General features: G+C 47.5%; 23 protein-coding genes. 3 read left to right on the forward strand and 20 right to left on the reverse strand.

What is annotated here, in order from left to right:
• Window positions 1-32 precede the first annotated feature (32 nt).
• Window positions 33-500 (forward strand): SAM-dependent methyltransferase, encoded by a 468-nt coding sequence (locus SPIRS_RS21230; protein WP_013256752.1) that lies wholly within the window; start codon window positions 33-35, stop codon window positions 498-500.
• Here the strand turns inward: SPIRS_RS21230 and SPIRS_RS21235 are convergent.
• A complete protein-coding gene (locus SPIRS_RS21235; RefSeq protein ID WP_013256753.1) occupies window positions 492-1,370 on the reverse strand; it encodes a helix-turn-helix domain-containing protein in 879 nt (292 codons plus the stop codon). The two genes, SPIRS_RS21230 and SPIRS_RS21235, sit on opposite strands and share 9 nt — an antisense overlap.
• Before the next feature lie 346 nt (window positions 1,371-1,716).
• On the opposite strand from SPIRS_RS21235, the gene SPIRS_RS21240 reads away from it, so the two are divergent.
• Complete coding sequence (locus tag SPIRS_RS21240; RefSeq protein WP_041866161.1) at window positions 1,717-1,896, forward strand: hypothetical protein; 180 nt, start codon at window positions 1,717-1,719, stop codon at window positions 1,894-1,896.
• Here SPIRS_RS21240 and SPIRS_RS21245 read toward each other — a convergent pair whose 3' ends face one another.
• The 16 genes from SPIRS_RS21245 to SPIRS_RS21325 form a co-directional block, all read right to left on the reverse strand.
• Entirely contained in the window at window positions 1,897-2,778 is an 882-nt protein-coding gene (locus SPIRS_RS21245; protein WP_245537647.1) for a GGDEF domain-containing protein, read from the reverse strand.
• Window positions 2,779-3,173: 395 nt separating this feature from the next.
• Window positions 3,174-4,598 carry a BamA/TamA family outer membrane protein gene (locus tag SPIRS_RS21250; protein ID WP_013256755.1) on the reverse strand — a complete coding sequence of 475 codons (1,425 nt, stop codon included), beginning with the start codon at window positions 4,596-4,598 and terminating at the stop codon, window positions 3,174-3,176.
• 512 nt (window positions 4,599-5,110) lie between these two features.
• Window positions 5,111-6,925 (reverse strand): hypothetical protein, encoded by a 1,815-nt coding sequence (locus SPIRS_RS21260; protein ID WP_013256756.1) that lies wholly within the window; start codon window positions 6,923-6,925, stop codon window positions 5,111-5,113.
• A 21-nt stretch (window positions 6,926-6,946) separates the two neighbouring features.
• Window positions 6,947-7,681: a phosphocholine cytidylyltransferase family protein gene (locus tag SPIRS_RS21265; RefSeq protein WP_013256757.1), complete on the reverse strand. Its 735-nt coding sequence runs from the start codon at window positions 7,679-7,681 to the stop codon at window positions 6,947-6,949.
• 10 nt (window positions 7,682-7,691) lie between these two features.
• Window positions 7,692-8,792, reverse strand: a complete 1,101-nt coding sequence (locus tag SPIRS_RS21270) for a 2-aminoethylphosphonate aminotransferase (RefSeq protein ID WP_013256758.1) — start codon at window positions 8,790-8,792, stop codon at window positions 7,692-7,694.
• Between the two features lie 28 nt (window positions 8,793-8,820).
• A complete protein-coding gene (gene aepY, locus SPIRS_RS21275; RefSeq protein WP_013256759.1) occupies window positions 8,821-9,966 on the reverse strand; it encodes a phosphonopyruvate decarboxylase in 1,146 nt (381 codons plus the stop codon).
• Between the two features lie 15 nt (window positions 9,967-9,981).
• The gene (gene aepX, locus SPIRS_RS21280; RefSeq protein WP_013256760.1) at window positions 9,982-11,604 is read right to left on the reverse strand and encodes a phosphoenolpyruvate mutase; all 1,623 of its coding nucleotides are present in this window, start codon (window positions 11,602-11,604) and stop codon (window positions 9,982-9,984) included.
• A 77-nt stretch (window positions 11,605-11,681) separates the two neighbouring features.
• Entirely contained in the window at window positions 11,682-13,097 is a 1,416-nt protein-coding gene (locus tag SPIRS_RS21285) for a sugar transferase (RefSeq protein WP_013256761.1), read from the reverse strand.
• 11 nt (window positions 13,098-13,108) lie between these two features.
• Window positions 13,109-14,017 (reverse strand): glycosyltransferase family 2 protein, encoded by a 909-nt coding sequence (locus tag SPIRS_RS21290; protein WP_013256762.1) that lies wholly within the window; start codon window positions 14,015-14,017, stop codon window positions 13,109-13,111.
• Window positions 14,010-15,536, reverse strand: coding sequence for an ArnT family glycosyltransferase (locus SPIRS_RS21295; RefSeq protein WP_245537648.1), 1,527 nt, complete (start codon window positions 15,534-15,536; stop codon window positions 14,010-14,012). Before SPIRS_RS21295 ends, SPIRS_RS21290 begins: the two co-directional genes overlap by 8 nt.
• A complete protein-coding gene (locus SPIRS_RS21300; protein WP_013256764.1) occupies window positions 15,505-15,930 on the reverse strand; it encodes a GtrA family protein in 426 nt (141 codons plus the stop codon). The genes SPIRS_RS21295 and SPIRS_RS21300 overlap by 32 nt, the downstream gene beginning before the upstream one ends.
• 18 nt (window positions 15,931-15,948) lie before the next feature.
• Window positions 15,949-17,583: a hypothetical protein gene (locus SPIRS_RS21305; RefSeq protein WP_013256765.1), complete on the reverse strand. Its 1,635-nt coding sequence runs from the start codon at window positions 17,581-17,583 to the stop codon at window positions 15,949-15,951.
• Window positions 17,584-17,642: 59 nt separating this feature from the next.
• Window positions 17,643-18,752 (reverse strand): glycosyltransferase family 4 protein, encoded by a 1,110-nt coding sequence (locus SPIRS_RS21310; RefSeq protein ID WP_013256766.1) that lies wholly within the window; start codon window positions 18,750-18,752, stop codon window positions 17,643-17,645.
• Window positions 18,753-20,159, reverse strand: a complete 1,407-nt coding sequence (locus tag SPIRS_RS21315) for an undecaprenyl-phosphate glucose phosphotransferase (protein WP_013256767.1) — start codon at window positions 20,157-20,159, stop codon at window positions 18,753-18,755.
• On the reverse strand, window positions 20,140-20,868 hold the full coding sequence (locus tag SPIRS_RS21320; protein WP_013256768.1) for a CDP-alcohol phosphatidyltransferase family protein: 729 nt from the start codon (window positions 20,866-20,868) through the stop codon (window positions 20,140-20,142). Before SPIRS_RS21320 ends, SPIRS_RS21315 begins: the two co-directional genes overlap by 20 nt.
• A 5-nt stretch (window positions 20,869-20,873) precedes the next feature.
• Window positions 20,874-21,953 (reverse strand): glycosyltransferase, encoded by a 1,080-nt coding sequence (locus SPIRS_RS21325; protein WP_013256769.1) that lies wholly within the window; start codon window positions 21,951-21,953, stop codon window positions 20,874-20,876.
• A 68-nt stretch (window positions 21,954-22,021) separates the two neighbouring features.
• Here SPIRS_RS21325 and SPIRS_RS21330 point away from each other — a divergent pair, with 68 nt between their 5' ends.
• Window positions 22,022-23,143: a glycosyltransferase family 4 protein gene (locus tag SPIRS_RS21330; protein ID WP_013256770.1), complete on the forward strand. Its 1,122-nt coding sequence runs from the start codon at window positions 22,022-22,024 to the stop codon at window positions 23,141-23,143.
• Here the strand turns inward: SPIRS_RS21330 and SPIRS_RS21335 are convergent.
• From SPIRS_RS21335 to SPIRS_RS21345, 3 genes are read right to left on the reverse strand one after another with little or no spacing between them, the layout of a single operon-like run.
• A complete protein-coding gene (locus tag SPIRS_RS21335; RefSeq protein WP_013256771.1) occupies window positions 23,133-24,278 on the reverse strand; it encodes a glycosyltransferase family 4 protein in 1,146 nt (381 codons plus the stop codon). The two genes, SPIRS_RS21330 and SPIRS_RS21335, sit on opposite strands and share 11 nt — an antisense overlap.
• Window positions 24,265-25,242, reverse strand: coding sequence for a glycosyltransferase family 2 protein (locus SPIRS_RS21340; protein WP_013256772.1), 978 nt, complete (start codon window positions 25,240-25,242; stop codon window positions 24,265-24,267). The genes SPIRS_RS21335 and SPIRS_RS21340 overlap by 14 nt, the downstream gene beginning before the upstream one ends.
• Window positions 25,232-26,542: a lipopolysaccharide biosynthesis protein gene (locus tag SPIRS_RS21345; protein ID WP_013256773.1), complete on the reverse strand. Its 1,311-nt coding sequence runs from the start codon at window positions 26,540-26,542 to the stop codon at window positions 25,232-25,234. The genes SPIRS_RS21340 and SPIRS_RS21345 overlap by 11 nt, the downstream gene beginning before the upstream one ends.
• Between the last annotated feature and the right edge of the window lies 1 nt (window position 26,543).

Here is a 26,543-nt window from a genome sequence, read left to right on the forward strand (position 1 = left end):
ATTACAGAGGATCAAAAGCTAAGGAGCGTTACATGGAAAAGATGTTTCGTGAAATTGGATACGTTGTAGAGGGAAAGGATGTTCTTATCCAGATGTTGCCGGAGTATGCCCAAGGCCTGACAGGCCTAAAAGGATTCAGCCATTTGATGGTACTCTGGTATCCGCATAAAGCAAACACAGGGGAAGAAGCCCCGATCCTGGTAGAAAAACCTTATCGGCTGGCCCCGGAGGCACTTGGAATTTTCGCAACACGATCTCCCCTGAGGCCGAACAGCATCTGTGTAAGCATCGCTACGGTTGCATCTGTCGATGAATCACAAGGTACAATAGGGCTCTGGTGGATCGATGCCGAAGACGGAACACCTGTCCTGGATATAAAACCTTATCATCCATCTTCCGATCGTGTCCGAGATGTCACCCTTCCCGCCTGGTGCGCCTCCTGGCCCGGGTACTATGAGGAAAGCGGCGATTTCGCATGGGACAAGGAATTCCTATTCTAACCGGCAATCTTTCTCATGGAGAGCAATTGGAATACATATTTCAATTGTCTCTCCTTCATCGACATACCGCTGACACTCCCACGAGCCCACGGGCTTGATCTCATGTGAAGCAAACCAATCGTGATAGATGTATGTATAGGTAGCCCATAGATCAGAAACTTCGGAATTGTGGCGGAACCGGAGATAGGAAGCAGAGGGAACCCGCCGCGAATAAAAGAACGGCTTCTGTTGCACATCACCCACCGTTTCAATAGCACACAGAATCGACAGGCCATGTACCGATTCATTATCGCTCCAGGATGAATACTGACAATAGAGTTCCGGCAGAGAACGCCCTGACACCTGTTCTTGAACATTCATAAAAATCGCCCATTGTTTGTGAAACGATGTTGTTCCGGCTTCAATATAAAAGGGAAGCCCCGTTAGGTAATAGGCATCCATTGCTACTATTTCCGGTTGGTCGGAAAGAAGATTCCCGGTTCCTCTTTCAAACTCCGGCATCACCCGTTTCAGATACCCGGCAGGAAGGAAATGACTTCTCCGAACGGAACGAGGCGGCATACCAAAAACTCTCTTAAACCCACGAGAAAATGTCTCATACTCATCGAAACCAAAATCGCGCGCAATGGACTTCAGGGAGAAATCGCTCTCCACTATCTTCTGTGCCGCCTCGGAAAAAATTCGGCCGGCCATATACTCTTTCGGGGAATACCCCGTCACGGCAAAAAAGAGCCTCGTAAAATGGTATATAGAATAGCCAGTCAGTTCTGCAAGTTGCGATACCGTTCTGACGATTTCCCTCCGTCCGGCATTTCGAAGTGATGTCTCGAATATATTAATCGCTTCACAGATACATTCATATCCGGTCATTGTTGTTTTATTCCGTCACGGAGACTGAAGGTGTAGCCATTACGACTAAACGCTTTCCCTTATCTACTGTTCCGAATCCTGGTGATTAAAGAGACACAATTCTTTTTCCAGCAGTCGACTGAAAGTCAAACTATGGAAAAAAGTAAGCACCGACATAAAAGCAAGGATTTTACCGGCAAAAAGGCATGCATACCACCAGGATTCGGAACACTAAGTTTCCCTTACTTGTCCGCCAATCCCTCTCGATCGCCCAAAGGCACTCCTTGCCTAATCCTAAACGAGTATGATGACAAAATCGACATGCAAGCAGCCGAAATTTCGTTAAAAAGAGATCACAAAGACCATTGTGGAAAAAGGTTCAAAACATTGGATGGCAGATGTCATACTGAAATCACATCCGGCGGGAGAGGATAAACCGCAAGAAGGGATGGTGGTTCTTGCAAAGTTCGACAGTTACGACGGTTTCCCTGATGAGAAACATGCGAATAAGCGATTCCCCGGAGCTTGGCATACAACGGCCACATAATCAGCAGGGGACTCCCACAACTCGGTTTCTGCCTTGTAATTTTGCTTCATAGAGACGGGAATCCGCTGCTTTGAGCAAAGTCTGGATGGAAGAGCTTTCTTCACTAGAGGCAATCCCAAAACTTGCGGTAACCGAAGGTAAGTCAGGGATACGATGCTTGCTGATCGTATCCCGAAACCGTTCGGCAAGGATGAGCGACTGGTGGCAATCAGCTTCCTGACAGATAATCAGGAACTCTTCGCCACCCCATCTGCCACAACTATCGGCTTTTCGTATATTGTCCAGTAAGATTCTCGATAATTTTTTCAGCACAAGGTCTCCCGCATCATGGCCGTAGGTATCGTTAATCTTTTTGAAATGATCGATATCCATCATGATAACAGTGAATTTTGTCTTATAGCGAATCGTCCTTTCCCATTCGTGTTTCAAAAGATCATCAATTTTGCGACGATTATACAAACCTGTCAGTTCATCTTTTACCGAAATCCTTTTCAGCTCTATATTGATACGCTTAATTTGATCATGTTTTTCGCATAAATCCCGATTTTTCTCTTCAATGATTTTTTTGTTTCGGAAATTTGTTACAAAATTACGATAATTAATCATCGAAACTATCCAGGCAAGCATACCGTTGGAAATAATATCGGCCGCAAATACGGCACTCATTGCTTGCGGATGAACAATCGGAATAAGAGTAACCGCCGAAAGACAAAGAAGGGCATAGAGCAAGAAACTTTTCCAATAGGGGAAAAAAAGAATAACCGCAATCCCGTAGATTACCCCGAAATAAATAGTCGGAATCCGGAATCGTGTAAATTCGATCAGAAGAAAGCGAAGAAGAGCAATCCCCATCCAGAAAAGAGCCGGTATAATCTCATACATGCTATGGAATATATTTATATGCTTCGGTGGCCGAAAAAACAGATATCCGCTGATCAATGAGAAGAAAATCATCGACACAGCAGAATACACATATATTTGATGCAAAACAGAATGGGGCGATACGATGAACAAAGCATATACGCCCTGTTCAATCAAAAGAAAAATCGATAGCAAAAATATTTTGAAATTGTTTTGGTGGAACCGTTGCCATACGAATTCATCACGATAGATACCGGAAACGTTGGGCAATACGCGCGAGTATAGTAACGCAATGATGCCTTTCGATAGCTTCGGCGCCACAAAATTCTGTCTCATAGATATTGGTATTATATAAAAAAACCCCTCGACGACAGAAGAGATCGAAGGGCTTCTCAAACAAAAAATAGTACCGATTATTAATAATGGTGGCCAAGACCTATAAACAGCTCGGGAGAATCAAGCGGGCTTGCCCCATCCTCTATCACCGCTTTCAAGTCAATACCGACAGAAACACGAAGGTAGAGACTCCGAGCCGCCTTGGCAAAGGCAAAACCCTCAAGGCCTGCCGTATAATATACATTGTCGGAACTAAAACCGTCGTCAACGGTTCTGAACATAGCTGCATCAAAGAACGGAGAGATATGTCCCTCAAACCAACGGCTCATAAACCATATCCACATCTTAAAGGGAAAATCAAGATTCATATACAAACCTGCGGTAGTATCGTCGATGTCGTCATCAAGAACACCACGGAGAGGACCGCCCTGATCGTCACGGTCGTCACCATCAGAGAAGATATAAAATCCTCCCACTCTGCTATTCACGCCCCCCCAGCCCCATGTCTGATGGCCAGCAACGGTAAAATCCATGTCAAAGGTCCAATGATCATCGAAGGTATCATAGGAATTCCCTTCGGAGAGATCGAACTCAAGACCTCTTCGAAAATTTCCGATCCAGTCAATCCTGCCAAAAGATAAGGAGTGGTCATAGTAAGCCGTAAGTCCTCGTCGCTCCTCACGAAGCGTCTCACCAAGGCCGTAACACCAGGAGATCCCTGGTGTACCAGAATATTCCGCCTCTTTGTGTGCAAGAGAAAAACCAAGAGGAACGCTGCCGTTCAACCAAAGGGCAGACTCCATATAACTCTCATGCTGTTCTTCATCGTCGTCATCGTCATAACTGTTTTGCAGATACATGTTCTGTTCCAATGCAGTTTTAAAAGAGATGTCTCCAAGGGAAAAAAGATATGAAATACTATTTTCCAGATCATATTCCAGAGGATCATGCTCAACATATTGAAGTTCCTGAGAAAAGTTATATACCCATTCACCATTCCCAATTGTGAAAGGAATCTCGGCTTCATTGGTAAAACCCAACTCATGCTCATTGTCCTCGTTATAACTATAATCAAGATTGAACTTGAGAGCCTCCATTGATCCGAGGAAATTGTAATCTCTTCCTCTGAGACTCAAAAGAAGTCCGTCATTGGAGTCATACTTTCCATAGGGCAGTACAACGACATTCCACGTGTCCTCGGCATATACCGCAAGATCGGCTATCCGAACATCCCCTTCTTCTCTCAGATCGGAAATCTCAATTGAACCCGTATCAAGGATCCGTAAGTTTATGAGCTCCTGGCTTTTTCCCACAAGATACGCTGCCAGCTCCTCCTCATTTGCGAAAAGCCGTTTTTTATCAAAATCGAGGTAATCGTCAAGAAGACGTTCCTGAGTCCGTCCCTCAATGGTATAGTCAATCTTGCCTATCTTTATCGGCAATTCCTGCGCAAATAGCGGTGCGGTGAACAAGACCACACAGATCATCAGAAAAAATCGATTCATTCATCCTCCGCTGACATAGGTGTACATGAGGATATCACATTACCATGAATTCCGCATCCGAATTCAAGAGCTAACTCGAGAGAATTCTCGTGTTATTAAAGAAAATAACGGTAGAGAGATCTTCTTGTATCAAGTAGAATTATTATCTTGTAGGGATAGCATTTAATGGAGATGATGGAGAAGCAAAGGGTACATTCTATCTCTATTTCAATTCAAAGGCGGATATCCTCAACGAGATTTTTTCGAAACGTAATGAAGAACTGTTCAGGGGTATCGTAGGAATACTTAGTGTTCGGAATCCTGGTGGTTGAAGGGAAACATTTCCTTTCCTCGCAGTCAATTGAAAGCCAAACTGTGAGAAAAATCATGCACCGACGTAAACGAAAGGAGTTTACCGGCAAAAAGGCTCACGAACCACCAGGATTCCGGACAGTACAAAAAAAAGCCGCCCGGTCGGGCGGCTTTTTGATGAACACATGCTGCGTAGCAGATGAAGCACAGAAAAACAGGACTCATTCCCCTTCGAAAGCATCCTTAAATGAAGATATCAGGCTCCCACGAATCCTGCATCCGAATACAAGCTCGGGCCAAGAAAAACCATCGTAGTTGTAATAGCACAGGGAAGTATAGAGGGAACTCTCCCACCGTTTTCCCACAGGAAAACCGTAGCGGAACGTCAGGGCTGAGGCAATGCTTTGCACATGGTCCGCATCCTCTATCTCATCGGAAGAGTAATAATTCGTCGAAATAAGGGATGCAAGTTCGTTGTGATCAAGATAGGAAAAGAATAACTCGCTGGAAAGGCCTTGCTTCTCGCCGACCTTTAAGGTTCCCTCGATCCAGGTGGCACCAGGCCCGTAGGGGCTGGTCAGGGGAATGGCATGAACACCGCTCTGGGTACGGTAACGATAGATGGCCCTGGCAAAGTAAATTCCATCTTTTCGCTTCTCCGACCAGGCATAGAAGTTTCCCCACAGATAGTGGGTCGTTCCCACCTCGGTAATAAGACCGATCGGAAGCGTTTTTTTCGAAAGGTTGAGATTTCCTTCCCAATCGGCGCCGAGAAGATAGGCCCCGATGGTCGGAATCGATCCCTTGTCGGGAATACCGATCAGATCGGTTGCATTGATATCGTCCCATCCGGCCTGAGCGTACAGATCAAGTCCGGGGGTGACATTCCACAGCGCATCGAAAAGCAGGCTCATATTGTTGCTTCCCACACTGCCGTTATGCCAGCTGAAGACCGGAAAGATGTCGGCAATGTGCAGGGCATTATTTTCACGGGCAATCAACAGATGTGCGGTCACCCCGAAGGAGAACTTCGGCAATTCCAGCACAAAGCGGTGCATGGAATTAAGAATGATGGTCCGGGCGAAGGCCGCATCGAGAACCTCCTCTTCGGGACTATCAGTATAATCCCACACCAAATTACCATCCTCATCCACGATAAGGTGATCGTCCGTTCCATCGATATCAAGACCACTATCGGCAAAGAAGGCTTCCTCTTCTTTCGACTCGCGGTTTTCGAGGGTCCCGAAATAGCTGACCATCCGCAAGGGACCGACTTTATAGCGGTATTCGAAGGCATCCAGGAACGGCAGGCGATCGGAGGGAAGAAATGACGAAAAGCGGGAGTCTCCATAGTGGACAGGCGACCTGCCAAGACGCAGGGAAAGATGGTCTCCCTCCCAGGCAAAGTATCCCGAAGAGATAAAGTAGTTCTCCATCTTGACGGGATCATCGGAGGTCCCGGAAATAAGATTGACCTCCGGCATGTTGCCATCTTCATATTCCCGCTGCACAAAGGCGGATATTTCCATGCCTGAATAGCCGGAAGCGCTTTTCTGCTCCGCAAAGAGGCTGTAATCAAGCATGGCAGGATAGTCAACGAATTCGTTATAAAAAGCGCGATAGGGATCCCAGGCGTAGGAATCATGGACATTGGCCTCGAAACCGGCATCAAAGTCCTGGCCGTAGATGGCCTCACCCTCTTTCGGAAGCTCCAGCGAGTTAAGGATCTGTCGTGCTTTTTCCCGGAGGGCAGGGTCGTCGCTATCACGGGAAATCGTCACAGCAAGCTTTCTAAGATCCTCCCCGGAGAGGGGGAAGCCGGAGATGGGAAAGGCCCTGCCGTCCAGGGTATAAAGCCGCTGTAGCTCTACAACCTGAGGCGAATCTGTGCCGTAGGTTCTAAAGGCAAAAAGCCGGGAAACGGAGAAGAAAAAAACAAGCGAAACGAGAAACATCACCTTCATAAAAAAGGCATTGCCAAAATTGTTTTCCCGCCCTATGTTTGCTCTCCTTTGTTTTTGTACTGTATAAGGCATGTAGCTTCCTTTTCTAAGATTCTAAGACAATCGGGGATAGATACGCGTTTTCGCCCGCTGAAGATGAGACTCGTCGTCGATCTCACCCCAGACCAGATCCGGAACAAGGTGACAGGCGATCGGCTTTTTCCTGGAAGAGGCAACAAGGGCGGTCTCATATTCGACCTTGAGGCTTTCCGAAAAAAGCCGTTCCGCCTCGATACAGAGGCGGCTGTAGCCCTCGGGCGAGAGGAGGCTTACCCCCACAAGCTCCCCGCAAGGAGGCCCAGACAACCGCTTTCGCACCTTGCCCATATCGACAAGATAGCCCTCGGGAGCATAGATCCACACCTCGTCTCCGCTGCCGGTAAATCCCGACATGAGGATGCAATCGGATTCAGGCTGCTCCTTCAGCGCCGCCAGGGCACGGCTTTCATAGATAAGGTCAGATTCAAGAAGGAAAAAAGCCGCATCACCAAGGGCCTTGCGGGCCTGATAGAGGCTGTACATGGAACCGGAATCGGCATAGTCGGGATTATGGACGGTTCCGACAAAACCGCCGGAATCTGCTGCAAGCTTCTCGTAAAAATCGGCCAAATGCCCGGTAACGATAACAACCTTTTCAACCCCGGCGGCTTTAAGTCGGTCCAAAGATTCCTGAATAATCGGCTTTTCTCCGATCTGCAGAAACCCCTTAGGCGCTTCAAGGCCACGTTTTCCGAGGCGGGTGCCCCGGCCGGCGGCAAGAATCACCGCCGTTTTTACTCCCATCGGCATCGGAACCGTCCTATTTCCGGGAATCCATGAGCCGCCGGAAAACAGCCAAAAGCCTATCGATGTCCGCATCAAGAAGATCACCCATATTGGCGATGCGGAAAATCGAATGAAAGAGTCCGCCCTGCCCAGCATAGATGATGAAGTTCTCTTTTCTCAGCTCATCGTGGAGCTCTTCGTAGCTGTAGCCCTCGGGCAGGTGAAAGCTCGAAAGCATGGAACTGTATTCATCTTCTTTTAGAAAGCGGCGGATACCCATGGCATCAAGTTCGGCACGAATACGAACCGAAAGCTCCCGGTAACGCTCGTTCCTCGCCTTCCAGCCGCCGGCCTCTTCGAACTCCTTCAAAGCTTCCTGGAGTGCGACCGCAACATGAGTCGCCTGGGTAAAAGGCGAAAAGCCCTCTTTCTGCTTTTGGTAATAGGCAAAAAGATCGAGATACAGGGTGGCAGCGGCGCTCTTGCCCTGTTCCAGAAGATCTTTTCTGACAAGGACGAAATTGAGACCGGGGATACCGTGGATACACTTGTTTGCCGTGGAAGCAAGGGCGGCAACGTTCCACTTTTCAAGCTCGATTCGTTCACCGCCGAAACTGGAGACCGCATCCAGGAGCATCGGCTTATTGTATGTGACACACAAGGCACCAAGGGCATCAAGGTCGTTAAGTCGTCCGGTGGTGGTTTCGTTGTGAATGGCGGAAACATGGGTAATGGAAGGGTCTTCCTTCAAAAGCCGCTCCGCCTCGGCAAGATTCATCGGCTCGGGCCAGGGACTTTTTACCAGCACCATCTGCTTTCCGTGGGTCTTGACCATAGACGCAATTCGCTCGCCGTATACCCCGTTTGAAATCACCAATAATTTACCGTCGGCGGGAAGAAGGCTGGAAATCATCGCCTCAACGGCACAGGTTCCGCTTCCGGTCATCACCAGGGTCTCGAAATGTTCGCTTCCACCTTCGTAGATCGCAGCAAGCCGTTTCTTGACATCAAGCATCAAAGCGGCAAAATCAGGCTCACGGTGGCACATATCTTCTCTCTGCAGGCTCTCCCTCACCCGGTCGCTGATGGTTACCGGGCCGGGGTTAAGCAGAATAACAGGTCTCTTTTTCGTCATATGCTCATTTCTCCTTCGCTATCGCGCATTATCGGTTTTGTAAGAAAGCGGCAAAGCGCTTTGAAAGCTCTTCCGGCCGCTGTGTAGGTCTGGGCAGGTCTTCCGGACTGCCGGGAATCGTCCGGGCCCTGATAAAGGTGATGCCGGAAAGATCCTTTTGGGACAATAGGTCCCGAAGCTCTTCCGGACTCCTGGTTTCAAAAACATTACGGTAACCACAGGCGGCGGCTACGGCACAGAGATCAACGGAAGCGGAAACGGTGGCCTGACCGCCGGTAGATTCGTGCATGCCGTTGTCGAGGACGATATGCACAAGGTTTTCGGGACGCTGATAACCGTTGGTCGCAAGGGCTCCCATACGCATGAGTATCGCTCCGTCGCCGTCCACGGCAATAACCCTTCCCGATCGTACCGTGGAGATACCGAGGCCGATGCTCGAAACACAGCCCATGGAACCTGCCATATAAAAATTGCCTGATCGGTCATTAAGTGCATAAAGCTCTCGTCCGGTATAACCGGTGGTCCCGAGAAGCGGTACATCATCGCCGGCGGCATCGAGAATAGCCTTGAGCATGTCGCTGCGACTTGCGTTCGCATCTGTCTCGAAGAAGGCACCACCACGCCGGCTAACCTTTGGGACACGAATTTCCATGCTGCTTTTCAGCGCCTTCTTTGCCACCGATCCCTTTCGCATCACCAAAGCGTAGGGAAGAGAGGTGCCGTCCATGGAGGCAATGGCGCGATCAAGGACCTCACCCACTTTTGCTTCCTCGTCAGGAAAGTACTCCCATGGGATCTGCATCACATCAAGCATGGCGGTGGTTATCGGCCCCATGAGACCGTGCTGTACCGCATCGGGCGGAGCCCCAGGCTCTCCCCGGAGGGTAACGATCAGCAAGACCGGAATACGATAGGTATTGTTCAAGCTGGTCAGCGGATTTACCGCATTCCCCAGCCCGGAGTTCTGGAACATGGCCACACCCCGAATTCCTGCAAGATGGCTTCCGGAAGCAATGGCAACGGCATCCCCCTCGTTGACCGCCGGGATATAGCGAACGGAAGGATCATCGATAACATGGTTGATAAAGGGTTTCAGGTAAGAGCAGGGTACCCCGCTCCAAAGGCCAAAACCCCGCTCTAAAGCCTGGCGCACAAAAAGTTCGGCTTCAATCATTACAGCCCTCCGGTGTTAGAAGAGGTTTCCGGCAAGCACGACATCTTCCAGCGTGTCGATATCGAGCCAGTAACCAGTCGTATAGATAACCCTCACACGCTCGCCGTTGGCAACCAAAGCGTTGAGCAGATCACTCATCCGCGCATCCGGATTTGCCGCCGTGAGGCTCTCGACAAGCTTGTCAAGGAGAAGGCGGTGATCGGATGAGACCTTAAGAAACCCGGTCCACTCGCCGTGGGTCCTCTTTTCAGGCAGATGTTCACTCATCTCGGTCAATGAAATTTCCTGGCCGAAGGCATCGCGGCCGTAGGGGCGGCTGCACTGAACATAGTCGGCAAACCTGCCCTTATTGACACTTTCACTCCAGTTGGTATCCACCACGATGGAAAAATCGGCATGACTTTCGAGCAGTAGCTGGAGGATATGCTTTTTGAAAAGGACATCCCCGTAGGAAACGACCAACTCTTTGCCGGCATCTTCCGAGGCAAGGGACTTGAGGGCACAGGAAAGGCTGGCAAGCTCTCCGGTGCTCTCAAAGTTGTCGTTATCCGCATAATCGATATTGGAAAGATTGACCGTCTCTTTTGCATAGCCCCTGACAACGGTGATATCCTTCACGCCGACGGAATTGTAACCGTCCACCACATGGGCAAGAAGGGGCTGGCCGGAGACCGGTACCATTGCCTTAGGCCGTTTTTCGGTAAGTTCACCAAGCTCCTTACCGCGACTGGCGGCAAGGATCACGGCCCGGACCGCCTTTCCCCGTTTGGGAAGATAGCGCTTTTCGGCCTCCTGCAGCTCCGCAGCACCCTGAAGGCGAAATATTTCCTTTACCGGAGCGATGGAATCCTCTATGGCCATGAGAGACTCTTCGGCCATAAGGGTAGCCGCATTCTTCTGCATCGAGGCAATGGCCGTTCGTATCATGTGGTTTGCCCAGATAGCGATGGAAATGCCGGCCTCTCTGAACTGATCCGTAGGGGTAGCATAGTATTTTGTCGGAACGATGACCACCGGAAGCCGGTCGCCCCACTCCTTTTTGAAAGCAAGGATCTCGTCGGGTACCGACAGAGCACTGTGCATGAGAATGGCATCTGCTCCGGCCTTCCGATAGGCTTCTGCCCGGCGCATCGCCTCCTTCAGCCCCCAGCCCGCAATAAAGGCCTCGACCCGTGCAACAATGGAAAAATCATCGTCGCCCTGGGCATCCTTTCCGGCCTTAATCTTACCGCAGAACTCCTCAATGTCGGCCAGAGGCTGGGCAGTCCCTTTAATGAAACTATTGGTCTTGGGAAAAAGCTTATCCTCGATACAGACCGCGGCAATATCACGCTGTTCGAGCTTACGCACCAGCCGCTGCATATTGTTGAAGTTACCGTAACCGGTGTCACCATCAAGCAAAATGGGTATCGTGGTGGCATCCGACATAAACTCAAGCATGTCCAGGACCTGAGTCCAGCTTGCTTCGTTGTTATCCCGTACCCCGTACTGAGCCGAAAGAGAAAGACCGCTTCCCCAGATCCCCTTGAAACCGGCCTCTTCGACGATCTTCGCGCTGATACCGTTGTGCGCCTCAAGAATAAACTCAAGCCGATCTGAATTCAGCAAATTCCGAAATTGTGTGGTTTTCCTTGTCATGACATAGTCCTGTTGTTCTTTCTTTATCAAGGTAACGAGTATACCCCGGCCGGATGTAATAATCCAGACGGGGAGGATTATCTCCCTCGAAACAAGACCAGAAACGTTTTTAGAATAATCTTAAGATCAAGCCATATCGACCAGTGATCGATATACCAGGTATCAAGTTTAACGATCTCCTCGAAATCGGAAATATCGTTACGCCCACTCACCTGCCAAAGGCCAGTCAAACCGGGTTTCACACTGAGCCGTCGACGATGGTAATTTTTGTAGGAGCCGAACTCCTCTACCGTTGGCGGCCGAGTCCCAACAAGAGACATATCACCGCGTAGAATATTGATGAACTGCGGCCATTCATCAAGGCTTGTTTTACGCAGGAAATTTCCCAAGGGGGTTATCCTCGGATCATGTTTCATTTTGAAAATTTGGCCTTGCATCTCGTTTTTATCTAGTAGCGACCTCTTCTGCTCTTCCGCATCGAGACACATGGTCCGAAATTTAAGAAGCACGAAATTTCTACCGTTCTTTCCTTTCCTTACTTGCCTGAAAAGTATGGGTCCGGGACTAGTCAACTTAATCAGAGGCGCAATAACAATAAAAAGCAATGAACATATAAGAGTTCCGATAATACCGCTGCTGATATCGGTAAGTCTCTTTACCAAACGTTGAACCGGAGAATAGTCGAAGGTCTGGAACGTGATAATATTGAATGGTCCGACAACATCAACCTCACTTTTGCGAAACTCAATGTTGGAGGTATTCAGAACAACGTTGACCGATATTCCCATTCGGCCGCATTCGGTAACGAGCGAACTTATGGAGGCAAGGTTCAAATCAGAATAGGCAAAGATTACCTCGTCGACCACATTGTTCCAGATAAAATCAAGAATTGCTTCGGACAGTTCCTCTTGCTCCTTCTCGTTTAGAACGACATCTGCGTTGATAATGAAATCCGATTGTGTGACAATGTCGAACAACAGCTCCGGCATCTGCCTTTCAGTGGAAAGGAAGTAATCGACAGACCGTCTATTACCAACCAACAAAGCCCGGCGATGGTACTTTTTTATCTTTCCTTCCCGCAGAAAATAGGCCATGGTTAATATCTTGGTCGTCAGAAGCATAAGATAATTAATGGCCGCAAAAAAGAGCAGAAAGGTTCTACTGATGATTTGATCCCGAAGGAAAAAAAGGATCATGGTAAGAAGAGCAAGTCCAACCAATTCCACCGGCAGCAAATTGACAAAAATCCTACGCCACGATTTCTTTCCTCCTCCGAGAAAGGCATAATTATTGAAGAAGCGAAGGAGCAGCAACCAAAAAACAAGTGAAATGAGAAGATAAGGGAAATAGTTCGAAAAGGGAAACAGGGCCTTAAGACCGAAAAAAAACGGTGTGTTGCGGACATAGTAAGCAACTATGAAAGAAAAAAAGGTCACGATACCGTCTATGGCCATAAGAGCATTACGGACAAAAACCCTGCGTCTACGATTCATCTCTCATTCCATCAATCTTTTTTCTTGGCTATCATATCGGCAATCACTCCGGTAGCCAGAACCTGTATACCACCCACAAAGAGTATCGTGATGGTATCGTTCGGCGTTTCGGCAAAGAATATTCCCATCCGTCCGATGATGAAAAGCAAGAACCCAACAAGGAAAAGCAAGAGACTCACAGGAACAAACACCTTCAGCGGGTTAAAATAGGCAACGGTACGAATAATAAGCTGGATAAAATTAATGGTGTCCCGAATCGGCCTTATTTTCGATTTTCCCTTCCGCTTGAAGTATTCAATTGGTTCATAATGAACCTGATATCCATTTGAAAACATCGCAAGGGTAATTGTGGTTGTAAAACTAAAACCATCGCAGATGATCGGAAAAAATTTCATGGCAATCGAACGCCGAAATATCCGTAATCCCGAATTTATATCGGGGATTTTATCGTCAACAAGGAAATTTGCAAGTTTGGTAATGAACCATTTTGCCGGTTTGGTCAGCGTGGGTAACTTTTTGAAACTACGCCGACCTACCACCATATCTAATCCCCGTTCACGGAACATTCCGAACAGTTCGGGAATGCGGTTATTTGGATAGGTTCCGTCGGCATCGGTAATACAGATTGCTTCATTTTTTGCTGCTCGAATACCGGTCTTCAAGCTAGCCCCATATCCACGATTGTGCGCATGCTCGACAAGGCGAACCCGCTCGGCAAGTTGAGGATGATCATGGAGATACGATTGAATAATAACCGCAGTCTTATCCGTAGAGCCGTCGTTTACCAGAATCACCTCATAAGGCGTTTGGGAAGGCTCCATAACCCCTGTTACGTGTTCGATGGTCTCTACTATGGCCTTTTCCTCGTTATAGGCAGGGATGACAATCGACAGTCCATTCATTTCAGATGCTTCACTCATATATATCACCTAAATTGGGTATTTCTCGCAACTTCAACATAGTCATATCGAAGTTGAAACGATCACACCATAAAACGTTCGTGTTTCCCTCCTGAACATCAAAGGCAAAAGGGACATTTCCGATACCATCGAGGTAGTATACAACATGGTCCTCGATTTCCATTCTACCAATGGGACGAGCCCATCTACCCTTTTTCGGGTCATCAAAAAATACGCGGTTGGCAGTATCCAACGGCTTTCTGGTATCGACACTTAAAATTGGAATATTCTCCTCAATGGCAGAGGCAATGAGATGCTGGAATTCAAAGGTCTTGGCAATGGGATGATCATGAATCTGCTGTAACGGAGTATAGAAGCGTTCGATCGACTTCGGCATCGGAAGAGCCGTTATCAGCAACATCACCACAGAAAGCCCGGCAGTAAGAGAGATCAACACACCTCGTCGATTTAGTTCACCTACTATCGATAGGGGCAGAAGCTCATAAAGAGCATATACAATAACGAGAGACATCGTCGGCAGGCAGGCAATGAAATAACGGTCAAGAAATGCCTCTACAGGGACGATCGGCTTTACGCTCTTCACCATAAAGGTAAGGAAAAAGAAAAAACTGGCATGAAGAATCGTCAATTCCCGAATCCACGGCTTTTTCTTGGCAAGCAGGTAGATGGAAGCGACAACAAAGGCAATAAGCAACAGATGCCACGGGAACTCAAGATAGATCGTATAACGCTCGAAGAGTCCCCAGAACGATTTCGGCAACTTATCGGCATAAGAAGAAGCAAGATGGTTTTTTGCAATAATGCCGAGCCGCCCCAAAGGATCACCCACAGCCAGAAAGTAGGCAATATGCTCGATGACATAGAGTCCCAAAAGATAGAGCCCATAACGTATTGCCGGTCCCATCCGACGGTGTCGCAGAAGGAGAATAATGAGAATTCCCGGAAGAAAATAGAGATTGGTTATCTTGCTTTCATAGGCCAGAAATAAAGATAGCACCGATCCGACAAAGCAGAGCCTGCTTCGCCGGGAATCATCCTGACCGTGTTCGAGGTAGAAAAAAAGCAAGCAAAGCGCGGCAAGGACATAGGTAAGAGAAAAAACGGCAGGACGAATCTGGCTTCCCGTACGCCACATGTAAGGCCAGGCGGTAAAAAGCAGCACCGCATAAAACGATACCCCCCTGCCGAACAAGTGCCTTCCTAAGAGGTAGAGGAGCACCGTCTGTACAAGTGAATTGAAAACAGGAACAACGTAGTAGACAAGAGGATGCGTCCCCAAAAGGAGCTGAAAAAAGGCCGTAGGGAGAATAATAGCCCAGCGTATCGTCCTGTGCATTAAATCAGGGTATACACCTGGCCCTATCAGCCGCTTGGCACTAAACCAGTAATCAATCTCATCCGGCCCGACATTGATCATCTGCAAAAAGTAGAGCCGAACAAAAAGGGTAAAAGCAATCAGGACCGCTAATAATAAACGGTCCGTCTGCTTATCTGAAAAGGATGATTTTTCTAACGACATATTTCCAGGCATATCCAATCCCCGCTGAAAAAACACGTGAAAGCATATAGTAGAGCATCAAAACATCGGTAAACAGCCACATGAGGAATTCATTGACCCCCAGGCCGATAACTCCGACAAGAGCAAACACCGAAAATTCAACGGCACGGTTGGAAACTCTTCGCTTAGCAAAGACCCAATAGGTGCTCAAAAGGTAGTTGACGACCAAACCTGCCATATAAGAAAAGACCGAGGAGATCAGGTAGTGAATACCTGCCACACTGGTCAACAGGAAAAGCAGCAAAAAGTCGGCGACAAGAGAAATTGCAGACACGAAAAAGTAACGAAAAAACTCCACAAACCGATGAGAGCTTTTATCGACAAAAAGAACGCGAAATAACCCCGCTAATGTCATGCGCTGTCGTCCGTTCCGCTACTTGAGCCGCCAGGAATAATTGAATCCGACGGTGACCCCGAAAATCGGAAAATTGTTTCCATTCTGCGGTACATAGATCTTCGGTTCAGTCCAATAGATCGTGTCATAATCTTCATAGTTTGCATCAACCTCGATCAGTTCTGCACCATTGATGACATAGCCGGCCTGCACCTCCATCAGTACGGTAAAGTCGCCGATAGGCTTACGGGCGTTCGCCTTTGCCCTGAAGATATACTCGATAGGGGCACCGGTGAACATGCACCAGGCAGAATCCTCGATATCCGAATTGCGCGGGCTATCGTATTCATGCCAGGGGTTGGAGGGAGACTTGGATCCGTTCATCACATACTCGAAAGAGGTATATAGCTTAAATTCCTGAGGGGTGCCGGCAAACATCAGATTTTCGTAATCGACAAGAAACGCAAGGTTGTTTTCCCCGTATTTGTATCCGGCGTAGAGGTCCTCGTAGGGAATGGCCATCTGGTCTCCGTTCTTCAGGGAGTATTCGTTTACCGGATAGTAGGTATACTCGTAGGGAAGAATGCTGTAAGGAACATCCACGTATCCGACATCTCCCCAGCTATCGTCGCTTTCAATGGTCCGGGTCGATTCAAAGGTGTATTTGGTGGCACCTGCATGGTGGAAACCCATGGTACCGAAACTGAAGTCCTTCCATCCCCCTATATTCCAGGCAATCTTGTCCTTGAAGCTGCGGTCGGGCACAAAGGGAAGAAAACTTAGGTTTATATCGTCAATCAGAAGCTGGGTCTCCGCCCCCCAATCATCGCGGGTTACATCGACAAAAAAGCCCATCATGCTCTTGGTGTTCCCGGCCTGTACCCAGGGATTCCCGTCCTCGGTGGTGATCAGCTGGAGAAAATACTGCGGAATGGGATTGAAAAAATAGTTGGCATCGAAGGAGCGGCCAAGATAGACCACCACATCCTCGAATCCGACCCGCCACCCTTCGCCGAGGTTGAAACCGTAGACCTTGAAGTTCATTCCCTTGTCGAGCCAGTAGGTCTCACCGACATCTTCATTTCCGTTTGGCCACACAGCAGTATTATCAATCTCATCCGTTCCATAATAGATCTGCGAACTGTCGTTGTTCATGCTGACCCAGCGGGTCTTGTAAAAGAAGAAATCTCCGTCGTAGTCGATCTCGGCATGAAGCACGGAAAAATCATTCGAGGAGATAAAGAGGCTATAGGGGGTATCAACCACATCGTGGTGAGGCCCCTGACCAACCTTGAGCTGAAACCGATTAAGCTCGGTTTTGAGATAGGCATCATTGAGGTAGAAGTATCTTCCCCCCAGATAGGGCTCCTGTTCGCTGTACGTTCCGTCATCGAGTAGCGATCCGTCGATGAACATCTGAAATAACTGGGTACGATAATCGAAACTGAGACGCTCTTCATCGAAGAAGTTCGGAAGATCAGCTTGATCATCCAAAAGTTCCTCTCGCGTCTCCGCCGTGAGAAAACCGGCGAAGTTAAAGGCCAGGTATTCTTCTCCCGGAGGGGGAAGCCAATCCTCATCCTCTCCCATCATGGAAAAATCCATCGCTCCAATTGAGGGCAGGAGAATCAAGCAGAAAAAAATCGCACATAGGGCACTGAAATATTTCTTCATGTCATTATTCCTTATCGGCATCTTATCGTATGGCAGGCCATTTCACAAGAGAAAACGGATCACGCCAAAACCTCCCGATAGAGTTCGAGTGTTTTTTCATACATGATCTGAAAGGTGAAATACTCTTCATAACGCCGACGACCGGACCGACCCATGCGCCGACGCAGGGCGGGGTCGTTGATGAGTGTGGCGATCCGCTTCCGCAAAAGCTCTGCATCGCTTCTGGGAACCAAAAAGCCGCTCTCCCCCTCGGCAACCGATTCATTGCAGCCGCCGACATCACTGGCGATCACCGGCAGTCCCCCGCGCATTGCCTCAATAATACTACGGGGAAAGCCCTCCCAATTGCTGATAAGCAGATAGATATCGGTCTTCTCCATCCGCTCGGGAACATCCAACCGTTGACCCGAAAATTCGATGCGCGTCTCCAATCCCAAGTCCCGGGCACGTTCCTTCTCGGTTTCCATACCGGGACCGTCTCCGACCAGATCAAGCTCCCATGAAAGCTCTTTTAAACCGCCGAGAGCGGCCAAAAGGCTGGCGTGATCTTTCTGCTCCTGGAACCGGGCGACCATGAGTAAGCGACAGGGCCTTTCGGCAAGGGACGCCCCAAAGGTGTCCCGATCCTCCATCCACGGAAGGCCGTTGTGAATAGTAAGCATCTTTTTAGGATTCACCGCCCGTTTACGCACAGCAAGATCATAATCATACCGACTGACCGTAATGACTTTGCGGCACAATGGCGAGATAAGCTTTTCGATAAGTAATACCGCTTTTGCCTGCTTGCCGGGTATTCCATCGGCAAACTGCCAGCCGTGGGCAGTAAAAATAGAAGGCCGGCCCGCAACGAAAGCGGCAAGCCGCCCAACCATACCCGCTTTGGCAGTATGGCAGGAAACCAAATCCGGTTTCAGACGCCGAAGCCTCGAGGCGACGGAGAAAACGGCGAGAAGGTCCTTCCATGGACGAATGGGACGAACAAGGAGAGGAACATGTTCCCAGGGAATCCCTGCACGCTCCAATTGGTCGGTCAAATCCCCTGGAGCGCCAACCAAAACCGAGGTATCATGGCCATCTTTACGCAAGGCTATGGCCATATCACGAACATGGATCTGGGCACCGCCGATGGAATCTCCGCGGGTTATGATAAAACAAATGTGCATTCTCATCTAATAGGCATTCCTGTCGATAACACTTTTGAAAGGGGTAAGCAGAATAATCTTTAGATCGAGCAGAATCGACCAGTTCTCAATGTAATAGATATCGGCGGCTACCCGTTCCTCGATGGAGGTATCGCCGCGAAGGCCGTTGACTTGAGCCCATCCGGTGATACCGGCCTTCATGCCGTGACGCTGCATGTATCCGGTATAGCGCTCTTTAAATTGTTCGACCCAATAGGGGCGCTCCGGTCTGGGGCCGACGACCGACATCGTTCCTGTAAATACGTTAAAAAACTGCGGGGTTTCGTCAAGGGACAATTTTCGCAAGATTCGACCGACAGGTGTTACTCGGGGATCGTTCTTGGTAGTCCAGATGATATCGGAATCCCCCGGCTGCTGCACAGACATGGTACGAAATTTCAGTACCTTGAATAACTTGTTGTCGAGTCCGACCCGCTCCTGTGAAAGGAAGACAGGTCCTTTCGATGTAAGTTTGATCGCCAGAGCAATAAGAATATAAAAGGGAGAAAAAAGGATGATAAACAACAGGGAAAAGATAATATCGAACAAACGCTTAAAAAAACGATTAAAGCCCCTTCGAGCAGGGATATCGCGCAAAGTGATGAGAGGGATTCCTTCAAGGCTCTCAAGCCGGCCCTTTGAAGTAATCAATTCGCTGAAACTGGGTATCACATGCATATGGATTCCTTCATGATTGCACATCTGTATTGCCCCTTGGAGCATATCACTGCTGGTGGAATCACATGCAAAGATAACGTGATGAGGCCTGATTTCGGTTAGGAGTCGGGGAAGATCCTCAAACGAACCAAGAATCTTATCACTTTCGACCTTAACTTCTCCCTCTTCAGGGAGGCGGACAAAGGCTTTGACCAGATAGCCGTAAAGCCGGTTTCGTTGAATCACCTCTTCGAACTGCTTTGCGGTTCTGCCGGTGCCAAGAACCAGGATAAGACGTATACGCCGACCTTTCAAGAGCATTTTCTTAATAAAGAATCTGGCAATTGCCCTACCGAGGGAAACAAAAGCGACATTCAGAATTCCGAAATAGAGTACGACCAGACGGCTATATCGATGGGTCTTGAGAAAGAAAATAACCCCCAGCGCCATGAAGATGGTGACGATTGTCCCCAGCACTACCCGATTAAACTCATCAGTTACTAAGCCAATCTTCCCCGGACGATACAAATCCATAAAATAGAAGACCATCACCTGCGAAGAGGCAAGGACCAGGCCTATATACATATATTCCCGAAGATCGATGGCATAGAACTCGAATAGATTTGCTTCCTGAATGATAAAACGAACGGCAACTGCGGCACAAAAGGCGAGGATGGTCGATAGGGTATCGACCACCACAAAAAGCAGCATGTAGGTCTCATTTCTTTCTCGAAACATGCTCTACCTTCCGAATCAATTTAAGGAGGACCAGTACGCATCCCAACCCATAGAAAACCGTATAGAAAATCATAACATATCCCAGCCCTCCGGCAAGAAGGGCCACAAAAAGCGCTGGCATCAACACCCCGGTGACACCCAGATTTTCACTCAGGAGCTTTTCCAAACCGATTGATTTTTTTGCTTCCGCCTTTCCTTCAGGAGCAATATTTCGGTAGCTTTGGAAGGCAAGCCGCATCAGGATATTAGAAGCTGCAGCTACTCCCCCAAGTAATACCCAGACATTACCGTCGGGCTCCCACGCGAAAAAAAGCGCGTTTCGAACGGCAGCAGCATAGCCGAGGCTTAACAAGACCGTAACATAGGCCACATATCCGCCGATTGCATCGGCCCATGCACCATAGGGTCCGGTAGTACCGGTGGCTCGCGCCATGTTTCCATCGGCACAATCAAGAACAGCAAACATATTAAAAAGAAGAGCCCCAATAATCGCCCCCCCCAGAGAAGCCGATCCAAACAGAAGGGCGGCAAACACACAAATAAGGGCAGAAAGATACGAAACAGTATTGGCTCGTAGCCCCCAACGTAGACAAAGCCAGGCAACAGGTACCGAAAGCGGCCTAAGAATATAACGAGTCCAAAGAGAATCGGCACGGTTCTTTTCTTCCGGGAGCGAATCTCTGATCTCTTTCATTGAAATATGGGTCATGAAAATTACCCCTCCCCGGATACTATATCTTGGAGTATGATTTCAAATCGATCATCAAGTCTTTGCAGCTGATCATGATAGGCAGTATAGCTGTTTTGAGCAATACGTCGACAAAAGGTATCATCCGTCAGTATTGCATCTACTTTTTCCAACAGGTCTTTTGCATCCCAGGCAAACGGGACATAGGTTTCACCATCAACAAATATATCGGGCCAGGTCTCCAAATGATTCATATCAGGTTTTAGCAACACCGCACCGGAAAGAACCGCTTCGAAGTCCCGAAAACAGAGCTCACCCCAGCCGAAGGGGGAGAGGACTATTCGGGACCTGGACAATTCGTGATTGTATTGGCGCTGCCCCACCTCTCCTGTGAGAAAACGAGGATCCCCCTCTATCTTTTGCAAAATAAGTCGGCGCTGCTCCGCAAGGCTGGGTTGCTTTACCAATCCCAGGCGTGCGTGCACATCGATATCACGGGCCTTAGAAAAAAGCTTGGAAAAAGCGACACGGCGGACAGGGGAATGAAAGGCTCTTACAAGCTTGAGATCCACCAGACGTGCTATGGCCACGGCAAAACGTTGTCGATACTTTCTCTTGGGAAACTGACCGATACCGATATTCCACGAAAGCCTTAGTTTCTTTAATTGTTCGGTATCTTCTACCGCCGCCCTTGTTATCGGGTTCGGATCATCAACACCGTGCTCACGATGGAAATAGTCGGAGTACAGTTCCTTTCCGTAGAGAGAATGCTGGTATAGAGAACGATCCCGGAATAATGCCTTCTGATAAAAGCGGTCTACATAGGGCAACACCTGTGCACGGGGTATCCCTCCCCCGGCATCATCGTGAAAAAAAATGATGCGATCATACTTATCACGAAGGCGGCGCATCACCTCCATATCGACCCGATCGGGTTTAAGAAACCAGCGAACCATAACGAGAATCCGATTACGATCACGCTGCAAGCAAAAATCGACGGAATTGGTGTAATCGAAGAGGGCTTGATCATGATAGAGAAGGAAAGGCCGTAAGGTGTGAAAGCAGGCAATACGATCATAGATAGAAAGCACGGTAATATTAGCCATTGCGTTAACCTCTTTCTGCTTGCTCTCTGTCTCCGGATACGCTAAGCTACCCGGACGGAGGGTAAGCTATGAACCACCCTACCATAGGTGTATTTTCAAAGCAACTTGACAATTGGACAAGCGGGAGCGGCCATCATTTGCATGAAATGATGAAGCATATCCTGGAACTGAATACCAAACTCCGCTTTGTGTTCATCCACTACGAAGCAAGCGATAATCCGATCTACAAGCAAGTGGACGAAGAAATCCTCATTCCCCGCAATCCCCTGCGTGCGGCGGCAATCCTCCGCCGACACCATTTCGATGTCCTTCATTTCACCCCACTGACGATCTTCGCCCCTATATGGGCCACTTCGGGCAAGAAAACGGCAACCATCCACGGGGTCGAGCAGCTTTTAGTCCCCCAATTCTATGGACATGCCGAAATGCTGCACGAAAGAATACTTGTACCGTACTATGCCCGAAAAATGGATCATATTATTACCGTATCACAAACAAGTAAGAATTACTTTGTCGAGCACTTTCGAGTACGTCCGGAACGGGTGAGCGTTTGCTATAACGCTGTTAACAGTGCATATAGGCTGCTGCCGGAAGACGGACGACTGCTCCCGAAACGATTGCTTCTGGGACCCGAAGAACCATTTATTTTTCATTTAAGCCGCTTTTCAGAGCGGAAAAACCCCTGGATCCTTTTACGTGCCTTTGCCGAATTTATAAAAAAACGGGCCGACACCGGGATAAAGCTGGTCATTGGTGGAGGGCAATGGGAAAACGAAAGGGTTCGTGCCGAACTACAACGTCTTAACATAGAAAATCGGGTAGTTCTTGCCGGATTTGTGACGGAAGAAGAGGCTGTCCAACTTTACAACAGTGCAAAGCTTTTCGTGTTTCCTTCATTGGCCGAAGGATTCGGTATGCCGAATATCGAAGCAATGGCCTGTGGTTGCCCGGTCATCACCTCACCGATTTTTGCAATTCCCGAAATTGTAGGGGATGCAGCTCTGGTAATGAAAGATCCCCAGGATTTCCACGAACTGGCAAACCTGTTTGAACAGCTTGTTTCCGATACGACACAACGACGGGAATTGATCCGACGCGGGCTTCAGCATGCAGAAAGCTTTAAAAGCTGGGTGCCAAGTGCCCGGAAGATGCTGGATGTCTGGGAAAAGCTGGCAGGGGTTACAGAATAGCATATATGAGCTTTTCGAATTCCGCGACCCAATCGAATTCGAATTTGGCTCGAAGTTTTTTTACCAAGGCCTTATTACGGGAAAAGGCTTTTTCATCATACAGCCTTTCTATTCGAGTTTGAATCGCCACGGCCGATCCGGGCTCGAATAGGAGCTCGTCGTATTCCAGCATCTCCGGAATTCCTCCGGTTCGTGAGGCAAGGAGCGCCGTCTCCGTGAAGATCGCCTCCAATACGACATTGGGATAGCTGTCGAACAATGATGGGACGACCAGCACATCCGTGTCCTGCAAATAGGGAAAGGGGTCACTGCATCTCCCTACAACATTAATCTGCTTGCGAGCGGTAGAATGCAAAACGCGATCTCGTAACTTCTCCTCATCGGGACCGAAGCCGATTATAGTCAGTGTAAGGCCATCGTTCCTGGTACACAGCGATTCAAAGGCATCCAGTAAAAAGCGAATTCCCTTACGTGTGTTGATGCTGCCGATATAAAGGATATTACGAAGTAATCTGCTCTTGTTTGCTCCAGAAAATTCTGCGGCAAACCACGGCGTACAGATATTTCCACCGATTATCCTGCACTTTTCAGCCACAGAGCCATTTCTCGACAGAAAAGAGCCTTGATCATATCTGCTTTGGAATACGATCATATCGGCATTCTTGGCGATTAGCTTTTCATACCACCAATATTTTCCCATCTCCACACACAGTTTCAGCCGGCCGCCTATGTTCATGTTCTCACTTTTTAGCTTGTAAAGATCTTCCTGAATTACATTGCTGCGAAAAGAGAAAAGCAGCTTCGCATGATAGTATTTCTTGAGGAATAGCCCTGCAAAATAGTGTGTTTCACCAAAGACCACAACAAGATCTATAGCCGGAACACGCTCAGTGATTTCCTCGACATTTTTATGCACGCTTTTTTGAAATGCTATGGCCCTTTTACGGCCGATTTTTACGGAAATTGGCAGCAGCGTACATTCCACGGTAAAGGGGAGTTGCATATCCTGATTCACTACAACATGGACGCTGTGCCCCTTTGCCGCAAGCCCCGAAAGGAGCTCCAGATAGCGACGATGCCCGCCGGTTCGGAGCTCATTATTTAATAAGAGGCCTAATATCTTATATTTCTTCATGTTCCGCTCGAAATAGGGGAAGCCATCTTTGCAATAGATGGTATATCGTACGCGCATCAAATGCAGACAAAAGTGTCAGCAAAGGATATAGCGATAATGATTTTCTCCAGAATTCGAATCCACCCTTCACACCCTCTTTTGCCAGCAAAATTGCGATACTAGATCTGATACGATAATAGAGCATCTTATTTTTCCAATACATTCTTTTGATTCGCGAATAATAATTATGTTCTTCCAAATATCGATAAACGGTCATTACATAGCTGATGTTTTCCAAGCGGGTATCCACATCCTGAACTCTGCTTGCATTATCCCCATGACTTCTCCACATGCCAACTATCTTCGGAATATATACAACATTATGCCCGGGAAGTAAGCGTAAAAGAGATTCCAAATCGGAACTGATAATATCAGAACAATAAAAATCTATAGAAACCGCTAGTTTCCGGTCATAAAGAGCCGTTAAATGATTTAGTTGATAATGCTTCTTCCAATAAGTAAGAAGAATTTCCTCCCCAGACAAAATCTTAAAATCAGTTTTAGAAAGCGTCCTTTTATACGATGATGGCTGATCAGGTTTTATGATTCCTTTATCAGCATAGATTATGGAAACATTTCTAGTTTTCATAGCTATCCTCATCGCATGCGAGAAATAATGGCACTCGGTAAGAATATCATCGCCATCGATGTTAATAACCCAATCTCCGTGTGTTCGTTCGTACAAGGTTTTCTTGTAGTTCTCAGTACTCCCAATAGTAATATTATTCTTATAGTACCTGACACGAGGATCATCGAGGAACGGTTTTATCTTTTCAAATGTGCCATCGGTAGAGCAATCATCCGATATGATTACCTCAATATTCTCATAATCCTGCCTCAATATTCCATCCACGGCCTGAGCGATAAAGTGTTCCTGATTATACGTCGGAATCATTACCGATATGAGCATATTATCATTTTTCATTACTGTTGGAACTCTTTTGCTGAACAATGATTAATTTTATCGCAATTGTCATAAACGACTGTAGGCCCAAAGCAATGGTAATGCCCAAAAGGCCGTACTGGGAGCCTAAAAACCAAGCGACCACCAAATACAAGCAATTTGCAATGCAGGTAATCCAGAACCTATGCTGTATAAGGCCCATTGCTGTAACCAAAGGATCAAGGGCCGTAAAAGAAACTCCTATCATACGAATAAAAACATACATACTTAGAACATACCAGTAGTGAATAAAATTTTTACTAAACAAATAGGCCAGAATATTTTTGGATAAAAAAGTAAATACTATCACAGGAACAATGGAAGTGCTGAATATTATAATAACAATCTTGAAGAAACTATGGATAGCCTTTTTTAACTTTCCATCCGCGATCAACTTTGCCAATTCGGGATAGATCGCCTGATATATCGGATTAACAAATTTCGAAAGGATTTGAGATATCTTCTTAAATAAATCGTATACAGCAAGAGCTTCTTTGGATATCAGTTTTGCTACAAGAATTTTATCGAATTCTTTCACGGGCAAGGCAATGGTGGTATTGAGATTACTCCAGATAGAAAACAGAAGGAATTGCTTGCTCTTCTTTATGGAGCCATACATCCAGTCCTCCAGCCCCTCGGCCTTCAACGTATACAACGAGAAAGCAACCAACAATAAATTACCGAACACTTCAATGGCCAAAACCGCAAGCGTGTAGTTATAAAGATTGATTCCTTTTATCAGCAAAAGTAACAGTACTATTACTTTTGTTATCGACATTGCAATTTTTTGTACGGAAATCAACGAAAAGCGGTTAAAAAGCCGTAATATGCCGATTGGCGTACCGTAAATGTGAGAAATAATAAAGAGCGAATAGATCGTGGCTAAACGTTGCGTTGTGCCATCCCAACGGAACCACCTACCGGCGAATTTCACTAACAAGAGGGCACAAAGAAGGCCTAATACAGCACTGGCAATATCAAGCAAGAAACCTAACTTGATATATTTTTTTAGTTCGGATTGATTATTTTCCGAAATTGCATCAGATCCATATTTTATAAGTGCTTGCCAGGATTGAAAATTCAGTAATCCATCAATCGAAAGAATATAGGTCTGAATCAGGATAAAGGATCCATACGCAAGGGCCCCTAGGGATTTCATCGCTATGGTCATGGAGATAATCCCAAAGAGCGAGGCAACAACATTACCCGATATTAAAACGGATACATTTTTTATTAATCGCTTAAAAAATGTATCGCTGAACCATTTTTTGATCATAGTCATA

It is taken from the genome of Sediminispirochaeta smaragdinae DSM 11293 (assembly GCF_000143985.1).
Lineage (GTDB): Bacteria > Spirochaetota > Spirochaetia > DSM-16054 > Sediminispirochaetaceae > Sediminispirochaeta > Sediminispirochaeta smaragdinae.